The sequence below is a fragment of the Weissella soli genome, assembly GCF_001761545.1.
In the GTDB taxonomy this organism is placed as follows: domain Bacteria; phylum Bacillota; class Bacilli; order Lactobacillales; family Lactobacillaceae; genus Weissella; species Weissella soli.
Genome location: NZ_CP017326.1, coordinates 262,344 through 277,855, shown reverse-complemented (window position 1 = coordinate 277,855; position 15,512 = coordinate 262,344). Strand labels below are relative to the sequence as shown.

The window sequence follows — 15,512 nt, the reverse complement described above, 5'->3', positions numbered from 1 at the left end:
TAATCAAATTTGAGTTACCCCTAATGCCATTCATCCTTCCTTGAAGTTGATGCGATTTTCATCCCACCCCTTCTTGGTAACTCTATTGTAACATTAAACTTTTCTAATTGAAACCGATTTCATTGTTAGTTAATACTTTAGCTATCTTGCAAGTGTCATTGACGATATGTTTTTCACGCCGGCTGCATGCAGACAATCCGCGGCGTGATACAAGGTACGACCCGTTGTATAGACATCATCGACCAAGATCACAGGCTGATCAAGAATCGCTTGAACTTCACCAGTCACTGCAAATGGTTGTTGCGTTTGCAAACGTGTCACCCGGTTCTTCTTTGATTGTGCGACCTTATCGTAGAATTTACAGCGCAAAGCTTCAACAATCCATAAATTATCATCCAAAAGCCCCAGGGTTTGATTAAACCCCCGCGTGGCCATTGTGTGCTTGGTTACTGGAATGGGAACAAGACATTTATTGGCCAATGTTTGGCTCAGTTCCGCTGCAAAAATGGTGTGTAAATGATACCCACCGTTAAATTTGTATTGCTCAAAGTACCAGCGCATCATCTCATCATAATGATAGATGGCACGGTTATGTAATAAGGCCCGGTGTTGTTGCCATGCCTGACAGTCACTACATAAACGTGGGTAATCACCACTACGCCCACACCCCGCACAGATATGTGCTGAGTTTATCCGTGTAAACTTACTATGACACGTCTCACAAATTTGTGGCGGCGTGACCGGCTTTAGCCACAACAGTTGACTTAGTTCAAGTTGTTGAGAGATATGCTGCTGACAATACTCACATTGCATGGCGTCACCTCATCCGATTTAAACGACGAATTTCCTTCGCGGCCCGATGTACTTTATGCGTTTTTTCGGTGACCACGCATAACACCAAGCCAGTTGGAAAATCCTTACTACGACCACAACGACCTGCCATCTGAATCAAGGCGGCTTCAGAATAAGATGCTTCATCGGCACCCAGGATCACCACATCAAGATTAGGAAATGTCACCCCGCGCTCTAAGATGGTCGTCGTCACCAAGCCCTGAATTTGGTGCTCACGCATCGCTTGTACTTTTGATACGCGTTGCTCATCTGCTGCAAAGACTGCTTCCGCTGCCACATAACGGACCACCCAATTTAATACATAGGGAATATCGGCGATTTCAGGGACAAAAATCAAAAACCGCTGCTTGGTAACCGCATACTGCTGTAATAATTTTTTTAGGCGGTAAGGCCACCGTTGCCGCCAGTTTTCGGCAATTAACAGTGTGAGCTCTGGTAAGGGGTGCCCGTGATAACGGAGTGGCATCATGCTCAGTCCCAGTTGCCCCTTACGACACGCGCGCAGCATCTGTTGCATTGGGGTTGCCGATAGATAAACGATGCGCCCCGTCGGTAAACGGGCTTGTGCCACGGCATTTTTTAATAAGGTATTCCCAGCATAGGGAAAGGCATCCACTTCATCAACGATGATCAAATCAAATGCCTGATAAAAATTTAGTAATTGATGCGTCGTCGCAAAAGTCAGCTGCGTATAGTGATACTCTTCTGGCGAATCGCCGTAAAGCAAGACCGAATCAATCATGAAGTCATGCCTAATCCGTTGCGAAATTTCGATCACAACGTCAATTCGCGGTGCTACATAGGCTACTCGGTGTTTGTGCTGCATGACATATTCAAGTAATGGATACAGCATTTCGGTCTTGCCAGCTCCGGTGACTGCATAAACAAGGTGACTCTGGCCAAGCTCATATGACTTAATCAGTTCGTGACTAATCTGTGCTTGCACTGGTGATAGCTTCCCGGTCCATCGCATGACCGGCTTACCTGAACTAAACATATGCGGTTCGGCTATCGTATATAAGCGATGATGTTCACTGAGACGCCCTAACTTGGCACATGCCCAACAATAGCGTTCATGTTGCCGGGTTTGCCAATGATCCAAAATTTTTGTACCACATCTAAAACAGACATTTTCTGTGATTGCTTTAAATTGTTGTGCTTGGCTGGGATGCTGATCCTGCGCATTATCGACCACTAAGCGGCCATAATATTCTTCAAGTTGCATAAAAAAGCCTCCTATCATAATAGGGAAGCAAGCTTGCCTGTTTTGTCCAAATTAAACTTCATTCAAGTTCCAGTTGATAATCTATACTCAGGAGGGAAGCCTTATGAAAGAAATGATTGATTTAAAAAACTCGCTTGTAAAAAATGTGATGGATAACCTGCTCAAGGGTATTATCACCACAACGACGGCTTTGAGCATCTTCACAGCCGTTGGTCTTACACCAGTTAATGCTGCAAGTATCACTAGTGCAACCCCAACAGAAACAACCTCAAACAAAAAAAATAATAAAGCCGCCTTTTCAACCGTCACCATGGCTGGTGAATATTCAGAAACCAATACTTCATACTATTACCGTATTTATGGCGCTTTCAATCCCGGTGAGCTCATCAGCCTCCACTTGCATGGGAGAACATACTACGGTGTGGTTGCGCAATCGGCGCAGTCTGGTATTATCCTAAAGATTGCTATTAATGATGCCCCCGACACAGCTGTGTTTACGGTGAATCAACAACACGTGATCGGCTCAAAGGTGTAACTGACCATCCTGTATCATAAACATTAATAAAACAAGGTGCTAATGATTTAGCACCTTGTTTTATTTGATGGACGCAAAAAAACAGACAACCATCACTGGTTGCCTGTTAACTGTGCATCGCGACGTCCTATCCTCGCAGGAAGCGATCCTCCAACTACTTTCGGCGCTACTGAGCTTAACTGCTGTGTTCGGTATGGGAACAGGTGTGACCTCAGTGCCATCATCACGACACGGTATTTAATTAGTGAGAGTTTAGTTCTCTCAAAACTGAATCATATCTCTGTAAATTACATTGAACTTTGAAACCACGTTATCTGTTACTACTTGGTTAAGTCCTCGAACCATTAGTACTAGTCCGCTCCATGCTTCGCAGCACTTCCACTTCTAGCCTATCTACCTCATCATCTATAAGGGGTCTTACTTCATTTCTGAATGGGAAATCTCATCTCGAGGCGAGTTTCACACTTAGATGCTTTCAGCGTTTATCTCATCCGTACATAGCTACTCAGCGATGCTCCTGGCGGAACAACTGATACACCAGAGGTACGTCCACCCCGGTCCTCTCGTACTAAGGGCAGCTCCTCTCAAATTTCCTACGCCCGCGACGGATAGGGACCGAACTGTCTCACGACGTTCTGAACCCAGCTCGCGTACCGCTTTAATGGGCGAACAGCCCAACCCTTGGGACCGACTACAGCCCCAGGATGCGATGAGCCGACATCGAGGTGCCAAACCTCCCCGTCGATGTGGACTCTTGGGGGAGATGAGCCTGTTATCCCCAGGGTAGCTTTTGTCCGTTGAGCGATGGCCCTTCCATGCGGAACCACCGGATCACTAAGTCCTACTTTCGTACCTGCTCGACTGGTAAGTCTCACAGTCAAGCTCGCTTGTGCCTTTACACTCTGCGAATGATTTCCAACCATTCTGAGCGAACCTTTGAGCGCCTCCGTTACTTTTTAGGAGGCGACCGCCCCAGTCAAACTGCCTGCCAGACACTGTCTTCCACCACGCTTAGTGGTGTGAGTTAGAGTGATCATACAACGAGGGTAGTATCCCACCATTGCCTCCATCGAAACTAGCGTTCCGACTTCTACGGCTCCTACCTATCCTGTACAAGCTGCACAAGCACTCAATATCAAGCTACAGTAAAGCTCCATGGGGTCTTTCCGTCCTGTCGCGGGTAACCCGCATCTTCACGGGTATTTAAATTTCACCGAGTCTCTCGTTGAGACAGTGCCCAGATCGTTACGCCTTTCGTGCGGGTCGGAACTTACCCGACAAGGAATTTCGCTACCTTAGGACCGTTATAGTTACGGCCGCCGTTTACTGGGGCTTCAATTCGTACCTTCGCCGAAGCTAAGCACTCCTTTTAACCTTCCAGCACCGGGCAGGCGTCAGCCCCTATACGTCATCTTACGATTTTGCAGAAACCTGTGTTTTTGATAAACAGTCGCCTGGGCCTATTCACTGCGGCTCAGCTTGCGCTGAGCACCCCTTCTCCCGAAGTTACGGGGTCATTTTGCCGAGTTCCTTAACGAGAGTTCACTCGCACACCTTAGGATGCTCTCCTCGACTACCTGTGTCGGTTTGCGGTACGGGCAGGTAAATACTAACTAGAAGCTTTTCTTGGCAGCGTGACATCACAGACTTCCCTACTTTATTTCGGTCCCCATCATCACTTGTCCTATGAGGAATAAGCATTTAACTACTTCCAAGACTTGTGATTTAGCCCAGCTTTTCCAGCTGCTGGGTTCTGTTAGCCTTCTGCGTCCCTCCATCGTTCAAACATATTCACCTGGTACAGGAATCTCAACCTGTTATCCATCGACTACGCCTCTCGGCCTCGCCTTAGGTCCCGACTAACCCTGGGAGGACGAGCCTTCCCCAGGAAACCTTAGTCATACGGTGGACAGGATTCTCACCTGTCTTTCGCTACTCATACCGGCATTCTCACTTGTAAGCGCTCCACCAGTCCTCACGGTCTGACTTCATCGCCCTTACAACGCTCTCCTATCGCGCCACTTACGTGGCACCCGCAGTTTCGGTAGTGTGTTTAGCCCCGGTACATTTTCGGCGCAGAATCACTCGACTAGTGAGCTATTACGCACTCTTTAAATGATGGCTGCTTCTGAGCCAACATCCTAGTTGTCTGTGCAACTCCACATCCTTTTCCACTTAACACACATTTAGGGACCTTAACTGGCGGTCTGGGCTGTTCCCCTTTCGACAATGGATCTTATCACTCACTGTCTGACTCCCGGACATACGTCATTGGCATTCGGAGTTTATCTTAATTTGGTAACCCGAGATGGGCCCCGCACCAAAACAGTGCTCTACCTCCAAGACGCTACATTCCGAGGCTAGCCCTAAAGCTATTTCGGAGAGAACCAGCTATCTCCAAGTTCGATTGGAATTTCACCGCTACCCACACCTCATCCTAGCATTTTTCAACATGCACAGGTTCGGGCCTCCAGTGCGTCTTACCACACCTTCACCCTGGACATGGGTAGGTCACCTGGTTTCGGGTCTACAACCACATACTATCTCGCCTATTTCAGACTCGCTTTCGCTTCGGCTCCGGTCTTTCCACCTTAACCTCGCATGGGATCGTAACTCGCCGGTTCATTCTACAAAAGGCACGCTATCACCCATTAACGGGCTCTAACTTCTTGTAGGCACATGGTTTCAGGAACTTTTTCACTCCCCTTCCGGGGTGCTTTTCACCTTTCCCTCACGGTACTGGTTCACTATCGGTCACTAGGTAGTATTTAGCCTTGGGAGATGGTCCTCCCAGATTCCGACCGGATTTCACGTGTCCGGCCGTACTCAGGATCCTGTACGGGAGATGGCTTGCTTTCGTTTACGGGGCTATCACCCTGTTTCGCGTGGCTTCCCAACCACTTCAACTAACAAACCATTTTGTAACTCCACAACGACAGTCCTACAACCCCAAGATGCAAGCATCTTGGTTTGGGCTCTTCCCGTTTCGCTCGCCGCTACTCAGGGAATCGATTTTTCTTTCTACTCCTGTTGCTAATGAGATGTTTCAGTTCACAACGTCTACCTTCAAACAGCCTATGTATTCAACTGCTGATAACTTGCATAACAAGTTGGGTTCCCCCATTCGGAAATCCCCGGATCAAAGCTTACTTACAGCTCCCCGAGGCATATCGGTGTTAGTCCCGTCCTTCATCGGCTCCTAGTGCCAAGGCATCCACCATGCGCCCTTAATAACTTAACCTATCAGCTTACGCTGATGATTCAAGTTCGAGTATGTGACCATAAAGGTCACTTGCGATTATTACTAATTAAAGTAATGAACTTGTTTTAAAACTCAAAAAAAATAACGCGGTGTATTTCTCGGTTCAATTTAATTTAAATTGAAATTTAAAAATTTACATTAATATGATTCAGTTTTCAAAGAACTAATAAGTGGTCCACTCACGTGGGCCAATGGAGAATATCGGGATCGAACCGATGACCCCCTGCTTGCAAAGCAGGTGCTCTCCCAGCTGAGCTAATTCCCCATGGGATAATATATTGTGAGTGTAAGACACTCAAAACTGAATAACGTTTCAACGCTGTGTAGGTTTCCGATTTTCCTTAGAAAGGAGGTGATCCAGCCGCAGGTTCTCCTACGGCTACCTTGTTACGACTTCACCCTAATCATCTGTCCCACCTTAGGCGGCTGGCTCCTATAAAGGTTACCCCACCGACTTTGGGTGTTACAAACTCTCATGGTGTGACGGGCGGTGTGTACAAGACCCGGGAACGTATTCACCGCGGCGTGCTGATCCGCGATTACTAGCGATTCCGACTTCGTGTAGGCGAGTTGCAGCCTACAGTCCGAACTGAGACATACTTTAAGAGATTAGCGCACCCTCGCGGGTTGGCGACTCGTTGTATATGCCATTGTAGCACGTGTGTAGCCCAGGTCATAAGGGGCATGATGATTTGACGTCATCCCCGCCTTCCTCCGGTTTGTCACCGGCAGTCTCGCTAGAGTGCCCAACTGAATGCTGGCAACTAACAATAAGGGTTGCGCTCGTTGCGGGACTTAACCCAACATCTCACGACACGAGCTGACGACAACCATGCACCACCTGTCACTTTGTCCCCGAAGGGAAAGCTCCATCTCTGGAGTGGTCAAAGGATGTCAAGACCTGGTAAGGTTCTTCGCGTTGCTTCGAATTAAACCACATGCTCCACCGCTTGTGCGGGTCCCCGTCAATTCCTTTGAGTTTCAACCTTGCGGTCGTACTCCCCAGGCGGAGTGCTTAATGCGTTAGCTACGCCACTCAAGGGCGGAAACCCTCGAACAGCTAGCACTCATCGTTTACGGTGTGGACTACCAGGGTATCTAATCCTGTTTGCTACCCACACTTTCGAGCCTCAACGTCAGTTACAGTCCAGAAAGCCGCCTTCGCCACTGGTGTTCTTCCATATATCTACGCATTTCACCGCTACACATGGAGTTCCACTTTCCTCTACTGCACTCAAGTCATCCAGTTTCCAAAGCAATTCCTCAGTTGAGCTGAGGGCTTTCACTTCAGACTTAAATAACCGTCTGCGCTCGCTTTACGCCCAATAAATCCGGATAACGCTTGGGACATACGTATTACCGCGGCTGCTGGCACGTATTTAGCCGTCCCTTTCTGGTAAGATACCGTCACTACTTGAACAGTTACTCTCAAGTACATTCTTCTCTTACAACAGTGCTTTACGAGCCGAAACCCTTCATCACACACGCGGCGTTGCTCCATCAGGCTTGCGCCCATTGTGGAAGATTCCCTACTGCTGCCTCCCGTAGGAGTATGGGCCGTGTCTCAGTCCCATTGTGGCCGATCAGTCTCTCAACTCGGCTATGCATCATCGTCATGGTGAGCCGTTACCTCACCATCTAACTAATGCACCGCGGGACCATCTCTTAGTGATAGCAGAACCATCTTTCAAATAAAAACCATGCGGTTTTCAGTATTATACGGTATTAGCATCTGTTTCCAAATGTTATCCCCTGCTAAGAGGTAGGTTTCCCACGTGTTACTCACCCGTTCGCCACTCCTTGCATTGTTTTAAATCATATTGTGCAAGCACGCTATTCATTAAAACCACAAGGCGTTCGACTTGCATGTATTAGGCACGCCGCCAGCGTTCATCCTGAGCCAGGATCAAACTCTCAATTTGAAAGCTTGAGTATAACTCAATCTTTGTTGTGTTTAACCAATGTTAAACGAATTTACTAGCGAATTGACTTCGCAAATGTTTTTTGCTTCAAATTCTAAAATTTGAAGACCCTACACATTTGATCATCGAAACGTTATTCAGTTTTCAATGTCCTACTTCGTTGCTTTTGACAACTTTTATATCTTACCAACATGTTGACTCAATGTCAACACCTTTTGTTGATGTTTTGTATCAATCAAGTAAGCGTTTCCGTTACAAAACTGGGTACTCAATTAATATACCGCACCTACCAATGTTCGTCAACTACTTTATTTAAGAAAACTTTTCCGAACATTGTAAACCGCAGCCACCAACGTAACCCAACCCGGTCGTACCCAACGATACGACCGCAACAAGGCCAATATATGGAAGCTCTCCCAGAGCTGATCTAGTCAGACACACCCAGACAAAAAGAGCTTGCCACAACATTTGTGGCAAGCTCTTAAAAAATTGATAGTTGATTGTAGTTAAGTTAGAACAAGGCTAACTGATTTTCATCAGGCATACCCTCTAACACACCATTAGCCTCAAAGAACGTCATCAGGGTTTGCGAGACGCCCCCGCGCTTAGCTAAATCTTCCTTTGAAAGGAATTCACCTTCAGCACGCGCCGCGATGATTTTCTTAGCAACGTTATCACCCAAACTAGGCACTGCGTTAAACGGTGCAATCAATGTATGGCCATCAATAATCCACTGTTCCGAGTCCGATTTATATAAATCGACCATGCCAAATTTGAAGCCCCGTTCCATTGCTTCATTTGCCAACTCCAAGACCGTTACTAAGTCACGATCCTTCGCTGAGGCGTCTAACCCAGCTTTATGAATTTCTTGAATACGAGCCTTAGTGGTACTCAACCCATGTGCCATCGCGACAATGTCAAAGTTACTTGCCCGCACTGAGAAGTACGCCGCATAGTATAACATTGGAAAATACACCTTGAAGTAAGCAATCCGCAACGCCATTAAGACGTACGCTGCCGCGTGGGCCCGTGGGAACATGTACTTAATCTTTAAACCTGATTCGATATACCATTCAGGAACACCCGCAGCTCGCATTTCGGCTTGGTACTCATCAGAGATGCCCTTGCCCTTACGCACTTTTTCCATGATTTGGAATGATGACTCTGGGTTAACCCCCCAGTTAATTAAGTCGGTCATGATCTTGTCACGGGTTCCGATAACTGTTGCAATCGTCGCCTTGCCTTGTTGAATCAATTCATCGGCATTCCCACGCCAAACATCCGTTCCGTGCGACAAACCTGAAATTTGCAGCAGTTCTGAATAATTCGTCGGATTAGTCTCTTGCAACATTCCCCGGACAAAGTTAGTCCCAAATTCTGGGACACCAAGGGTACCTGTTTTTGAGAAAATTTGGTCCGGCGTGACACCCAAGGCTTCAGTAGAACGGAACAAACTCATCACACCTTGATCATTCATGGGAATGGTTTGCGGATCAATACCGGACATATCCTGTAAGGCACGAATCATCGTCGGATCATCATGGCCCAGAATATCCATCTTCAAAATGTTATCGTGAATCGAATGGAAATCAAAGTGGGTGGTCCGCCAGGTAGCATGAATATCATCTGCCGGAAATTGGATTGGCGTAAAGTCAAAGATCTCCATATCATCTGGCACAATCAAAATACCAGCCGGATGCTGACCCGTAGTGCGCTTCACCCCAGTTGCCCCTTGAGCTAACCGTTCAATTTCAGGACCACGTAATTGTAATTCATGATCTCGCTCGTAGGCCTTCACGTAACCAAAGGCCGTCTTATCGGCAACTGTCGCAATCGTCCCGGCACGGAAAACGTTATTTTCCCCAAACAAAGACTTCATATAATTATGGGCGAATGGCTGATAGTCCCCTGAGAAATTCAAATCAATATCAGGCACCTTGTTCCCCAAAAAGCCCAAGAAAGTTTCAAACGGAATATTGTGACCGTCACCGAGTAACCGTGTATGGTCAATTGGCGACGCCTTTTCTGGGATATCATACCCAGACTCATAGTCACGCGGATCAACAAACTCAACATAATCACCGGTTGCACTACGATAGTGTGGCGGTAACGCATTTACTTCCGTAATGCCGGCCAGCAAAGCGGCTAATGAAGAGCCCACGGAACCACGTGATCCGACCAGATAACCATCTTTGTTTGATTTCGCCACCAAACGTTGCGCCACCAAGTAAATCACCGAGAAACCATTATTAATAATAGAATCAAGCTCACGTTCAATACGTGCTTCAATCTGGAGTGGCAGGGGCTTACCATACATCTTATAAGCCGTTTCATAAGTACGATCATGCATTTCTTGATTAGCCGTTGGCATATTAGGCGGATAGTTCCCTGACTTAATCGCCTCAACATTTTCAATCATGTCAGCAACCACATTGGTATTATGCACGACAATTTGTTGCGCAATGTCAGCGCCCAAGAAACTAAACTCGTCCAACAATTCTTGCGTCGTCCTAAAATGCAACGCGGGTAATTCATACCGGTTCAGCATGTTAGCGCCACCTTGTGAATTAATCAAAATCTTCCGGTAAATCGCATCTTCTGGATTCAGATAGTGCGCATCCCCAGTCACAACAACTGGCTTACCTAACTCCTCCCCGATCGCGATGGCTTGTTTAATCAACTCACGCAACCGGCCTTCGTCCCGGATCATTTCCCGTTGTAACTCAATCGAATAGGCTGCCAGTGGTTGGATCTCAATATAATCGTAATAAGTAGCAATTTGCTTAGCAAAAGCCTTGCCCTTACGCTCCAACCCTTCCCAGAATTCACCAGAGCTATCTCCGGTTCCAATTAATAATCCCTCCCGATATTGATTCAAGAGTGACCGTAGCACACGTGGTTGGCGGAAGAGATATTGCGTATTCGAAGCTGAAATCAGCTTATAAAGATTTTTGACCCCTTGTTGCTCTTTGACCAGCACAGTCGCATGCTTGGGCCGTTCATGTTGCCAGGAATCATTCTCGGTAATATGTTCATTTAACTGTGATGCCCGTTCAACGCCGTAACGTTCTTTGGCATCATTTAGCATTTTGAAATTAACCTGACCCGTGGCGGCGGCATCATAAATGGCATTGTGCGCCTGCTCCAAAGGCACTCCTAACCGTTTAGCCAACGTGCCTAAGGTGAATCTGCGCATCTCTGGATACAGAAAATGGGCCAGATTCAGGGTGTCAATCACCACGTTTTGGATTGGCGGCATGCCATTGCGAATATAGGCATTATTCACCATCGGCACATCAAAATCGATCACGTTGTGTCCGACCATGATGGCATCCCCAGTCCAGGCACGGAAATCGGCAAAAACTTCCGCTTCGGAACGCGATCCAACCAACATATCATCGGTAATGTGCGTGATTTCGATAATTTTATGACTTAATGGCTCACCTGGATCAAGATATTCATCAAACTCATCGATGACCATCCCACGTTCCATTTTAACCGCCGACAATTGGATAACTTTATCGTACGCAGGTGATAGACCCGTGGTTTCCACGTCGAACACGACATACTGGGCACTATCCAGCTGCACATCAGTCGTATTCAAGGCGATCTGCTGGCCATCTTCCACAAGGTTGACCTCAACGCCATAAATCATCTTAAATGGCGTCACATGTTCCTTGATATAGCCCTGAATACCGACCTGATCATCTTCGGAAATCCCACTAGCAATGGCATTCTTTTTGGCCACTGCTTGCCGCCCTTTGTTGATATCGCGCGCGGTGCTTGCCGCCTCGGGGAAGCCCTGTGCACCAGCGGTGTCTGTGATTGCCAGGCCATTCATCCCCCAACTAGCGGCTGTTTTGATGTACTGGCCAATTGAGTTAGTTGCATCCATGGTCGACATGATTGAATGGGTATGCAAATCAACTCGTTTTTCCTGTCCTTGATAAGTATCCTGACGTGATGCATGTTGTACCAGATCGATATCCCGGACCATCATTGTCAAATCATGGGAAAAGTTATCTTCTTGGATGGGACCGCGGGCTCGAACCCAAGCCCCTTTTTTCAGCCCTTCTAAGAAGGTTAATTCTTCTTCATTACGAATGAACTTCTTCAGTAAGAAGGATGATGAATAATCGGAAATCTTTAAAGTCGCCAATTTCATGTCATTTTTTAATTCTTTAATTTCAGAACCAAAAATATAACCCTCAAAAACAACTGATCGTTCTTCCATGGTCACGTCAGCCATCCGGGTAATGTCGACATTGCCATTAATTGGTTTACCCATTTGTTTTTCGGTAACGGTTGCTTTGGCTGTTTTCAGCTCATGATCTTCGCGTGCCTTCGCTTGCTCTTGAATTTGGTTTTGCGCATTTGCCGCCAATTGACGATCCTCAGCGGCGCGCTTTTCACGCATTTGTGCCATAGATTGCGCATGTAGGTCGGCATCAACGGTTATCGTAAATGGAATTTGTCGCCGGACCCCCAACTGTTGGTACGTCTGCAAAATGATTGGCAAGCCACTGTCACGCGCATATTTAGCCCAAATTTCTGAATCAAATGTCAGCCGAATTTCTGTATCAACCAACGCTGGCATGACATGATTAAAGGCATTTCGAAAGGCGCCCGATTCATTTTGATGTTGTTGTAAGACCCATGCCCAATAGTCAACGATTTGCGATAAATTAGGTTGATCAGTAAGTTCCAATTGAAAGGTTACTTGTGCAATCTGTGAGAAAGCGATTTGCAGGCGCTGAGTAAGCAATGCCAAATCTCGCACACTTGGCAGAGCTGGCATCTGAAATACAAACTGCCAGATGTGTGAAGTTTCATGGACGATAACTTCACTTAACGCGGTTTCGGTTAAAGTCGTTTGCAGCTCTTCAATCTCTAGTTGCTTTAGCAGTACTTGAAACTGCTCCTTTGCACTTAATGCCATTCTGCGCTTCCTTTCAGGTTTTGATCATCTTCTGACACTGTGGGTCACTGAACTAGTTAGGCGCTGCCCAACCGTTGCACCACTAATGTTAACAAATAATTATAACAAATTTAGGTAGCTCATGCTTAACCACAAAAAAATCGAGCCCATCACTGGCTCGATTTTTTTATCATTATAATTCGTCAGTGTGCACACGAATCGTTGCTTCAACCGCTTTGTGCAATTTAACTGAGATACTCCGGTAACCCAATGCGCGGATTGGTTCCTTCATATCCATTTTACGCTTATCAACTTTGATGCCATATTGCTTGTCGAGTGCTTCGACTACTTGCTTTGATGAGATGGCACCAAATAGGCGCCCATCAGCACCGGCCTTAGCTTTTAATTCAACTACTGTCTGGTCATCTTCTAACTTGGCCTTCAGAGCTTCGGCCGCGGCTTGTTCTTCAGCTGCTTCACGATCAGCTGCTTTCTTCTGCCCACGTAAGGCTGACACATTCGCATTCGTAGCAACTTCAGCTTTCTTACCCTTAATCAAAAAGTTATTGGCATAGCCATCGGGCACTTCTTTAATTTCACCCTTTTTACCACGGCCTTTAACATCTTCCAAAAAGATAACCTTCATAATTTCTTGCTCCGATCTAATAAACTCTATCTACTATTCTACTTCTTCACGACTTGCCGTCAATAACTCGCGTAACGTTTCAGCCACTTCAGTCGTTGTTTGATCTTTTACCTGGGTCGCGGCATTGCTCAAGTGACCACCACCACCCATCTGTTCCATAATGATTTGGACACTTTTGGTCCCAGTCGACCGGGCTGAGATCGCCACGGTTTCAGCATCACGCCGGGCAATGACAAACGAACAGGCCACCCCAATGATTTGTAGCAACGCATCGGCTGCTTGGGCCACCACCACTGAATCATAAATCACATCGTCTTCAGCAACGACAATCGCTGCATCCCCATGCATCTTGACCATTTCAATCAAATGGGACTTATCGCGATAATCCGCCATGGTGTCTTTCATAAAGTTCTGAATTAAATTACCATCAGCACCCACAGAGCGCAAATAACTGGCCGCATCAAAAGTTCGCGTCCCAGCCCGTAATGTAAATGACTTTGTATCGAGTTGAATACCGGCCAACAAAGTGGTGGCCTCAATCCGTGAGAGCCCTTGTGCTTTACGTGGCTGATATTCAAATAATTCAGTCACTAGTTCCGACGTAGATGATGCATATGACTCAATGTAAGTTAACAATGAATTTTCGGGGAACTCCTCACCTCGTCGATGATGATCAATAATCACCAACCGATCTGGCAAAAGCTCCAAGAGGGCTGGACTTTCGGTAATTGATGGTTTTGAATGATCAACTAATACAAGCAGGGTATTTGGGGTTACCAAATTCAAAGCCGCTTCTTCATTAATCAAGGCTTCGGCATCCCGTGGCTCATTCATTAGTTCTTGATGCAACTGCTGCATATCTGCATGCATCTTAGCCACATCATTATTCGTCACCACCCAAGCATCCATACCGACCATGCGTGCCAGCCGCCGGACACCCAAGGCAGCACCAATTGAATCCATATCAGCGCGTTGGTGGCCAACCACCATCACATTATCCGCTTGCGTCATCAATTCAGTTAACGCTTGAGAAATCACCCGTGCCCGAACACGGGTACGCTTAGCCATTGGATTAGTATTACCACCATAAAACCTGGCGTCGGCTTGTGACCCCTTCACGACAACTTGATCGCCACCACGACCGAGCGCCAAATCCAATTGGGTTTGGGCGCCTTGGGCAATGGCTTCAATGGTGTCTTCATGATATGAAATACCAATACTTAAGGTTAATGGCGTATTTTGTGCCGAAGTGGCTTCCCGAATTTCATTTAACAAATTAAATTTGTCATTTTCAGCTTGGCGCAAACCTTCCCGATACCCAATCATCAAAAAACGATCCGCTGCTAAGCTCCGCACATAGATATCGTGTGCCATCATCCAGTCCGTAATGGCACTGGTCGCATAAGAACGTAAGGCTGAAATTTCTGAATCAGACATCCGTTCGGTCACCTCATCGTAGTTATCCAATGAAATAATACCAATGACTAATTGACCATCTTCATATGCTTTGACCACTTTACTAGTTTCAGTCACATCCATTAAGTAGATGGCATGCAGTTCTGGTTGGACTTGCACCTCAAACTGACGACCAAGCCAAGCTAATCGTGTTTGTTGTTCCTCAGTATTCCAACCCATAACAATGCGTGCCAACACATCATTGGCGACACTCAATTGCTTGTTAACTAGATTGGTATCGGCTAAAAATTGTTGCAAATAAGGGTTAACCCAGTCAATTTCATAGTTCTCATTAAATAGTAATACCCCGACAGGCATTTGAATCACTGCTTCTTGTTCACCGCGATTAATCCGGTATGACAAACTAGCAATATAATGTTCCGTATCACGACCAATGCGGCGCAACGTATCAAAGAACACAAACATGGCAATGACAACCAGCAGTACCCATAAAACACCAACAATCCAACTCAACCAAAAGGCAATGATCGTCCCGATCAAGGCCATAAATGAGACAAAAATAGCCATCACGGCAAGCTGACGATTCTTGAAGAACGCTGGAAGTGTCCCAAATGTCATATTGTGATTAAACATAGCACCCCTCCATCAAACAAAAAGGCCAACCACTGCGATTGGCGCACCTTGTATCAATATCTTTATATTCTTAGTAAATTCTTTATTAATGTATTTATTATAA

General features: G+C 46.4%; 6 protein-coding genes, 1 tRNA gene and 3 rRNA genes. 1 reads left to right on the top strand and 9 read right to left on the bottom strand.

The genetic code is table 11. The features are described 5' to 3' along the window. Positions 1-141 precede the first annotated feature (141 nt). Positions 142-561: a ComF family protein gene (locus WSWS_RS08150; protein ID WP_164699408.1), complete on the bottom strand. Its 420-nt coding sequence runs from the start codon at positions 559-561 to the stop codon at positions 142-144. Positions 562-817: 256 nt separating this feature from the next. Continuing rightward, entirely contained in the window at positions 818-2,077 is a 1,260-nt protein-coding gene (locus tag WSWS_RS01320) for a DEAD/DEAH box helicase (RefSeq protein WP_070229569.1), read from the bottom strand. A 103-nt stretch (positions 2,078-2,180) separates the two neighbouring features. Between WSWS_RS01320 and WSWS_RS01315 the strand changes: the two genes are divergently transcribed. After that, positions 2,181-2,612: a hypothetical protein gene (locus tag WSWS_RS01315; protein WP_070229568.1), complete on the top strand. Its 432-nt coding sequence runs from the start codon at positions 2,181-2,183 to the stop codon at positions 2,610-2,612. A gap of 114 nt (positions 2,613-2,726) precedes the next feature. On the opposite strand, the gene rrf is transcribed toward WSWS_RS01315, so the two are convergent. The 7 genes from rrf to WSWS_RS01280 all read right to left on the bottom strand — a co-directional run bounded on the left by rrf (position 2,727) and on the right by WSWS_RS01280 (position 15,409). Further along, positions 2,727-2,843 (bottom strand): 5S ribosomal RNA (gene rrf / locus WSWS_RS01310). 93 nt (positions 2,844-2,936) lie between these two features. Then, a 23S ribosomal RNA gene (locus WSWS_RS01305) occupies positions 2,937-5,853 on the bottom strand. 213 nt (positions 5,854-6,066) lie between these two features. Next, positions 6,067-6,139, bottom strand: a tRNA-Ala gene (locus tag WSWS_RS01300). Between the two features lie 80 nt (positions 6,140-6,219). Then, a 16S ribosomal RNA gene (locus WSWS_RS01295) occupies positions 6,220-7,796 on the bottom strand. Together the 16S, 23S and 5S rRNA genes with 1 tRNA gene alongside form the textbook arrangement of a ribosomal RNA operon. Before the next feature lie 511 nt (positions 7,797-8,307). Next, positions 8,308-12,735, bottom strand: a complete 4,428-nt coding sequence (locus WSWS_RS01290) for a PolC-type DNA polymerase III (RefSeq protein WP_070229567.1) — start codon at positions 12,733-12,735, stop codon at positions 8,308-8,310. Between the two features lie 172 nt (positions 12,736-12,907). Next, positions 12,908-13,360: a 50S ribosomal protein L9 gene (gene rplI, locus WSWS_RS01285; protein WP_070229566.1), complete on the bottom strand. Its 453-nt coding sequence runs from the start codon at positions 13,358-13,360 to the stop codon at positions 12,908-12,910. Between the two features lie 33 nt (positions 13,361-13,393). Further along, positions 13,394-15,409: a DHH family phosphoesterase gene (locus WSWS_RS01280; protein ID WP_237342595.1), complete on the bottom strand. Its 2,016-nt coding sequence runs from the start codon at positions 15,407-15,409 to the stop codon at positions 13,394-13,396. Positions 15,410-15,512: the final 103 nt, after the last annotated feature.

Coding starts and splice junctions, on each gene's coding strand:
- WSWS_RS01315 (WP_070229568.1), top strand. CDS start 2,181: ATGAAAGAAATGATTGATTTAAAAAACTCGCTTGTAAAAAATGTGATG.
- WSWS_RS01280 (WP_237342595.1), bottom strand. CDS start 15,409: ATGTTTAATCACAATATGACATTTGGGACACTTCCAGCGTTCTTCAAG.
- WSWS_RS01290 (WP_070229567.1), bottom strand. CDS start 12,735: ATGGCATTAAGTGCAAAGGAGCAGTTTCAAGTACTGCTAAAGCAACTA.
- WSWS_RS08150 (WP_164699408.1), bottom strand. CDS start 561: ATGCGCTGGTACTTTGAGCAATACAAATTTAACGGTGGGTATCATTTA.
- WSWS_RS01320 (WP_070229569.1), bottom strand. CDS start 2,077: ATGCAACTTGAAGAATATTATGGCCGCTTAGTGGTCGATAATGCGCAG.
- rplI (WP_070229566.1), bottom strand. CDS start 13,360: ATGAAGGTTATCTTTTTGGAAGATGTTAAAGGCCGTGGTAAAAAGGGT.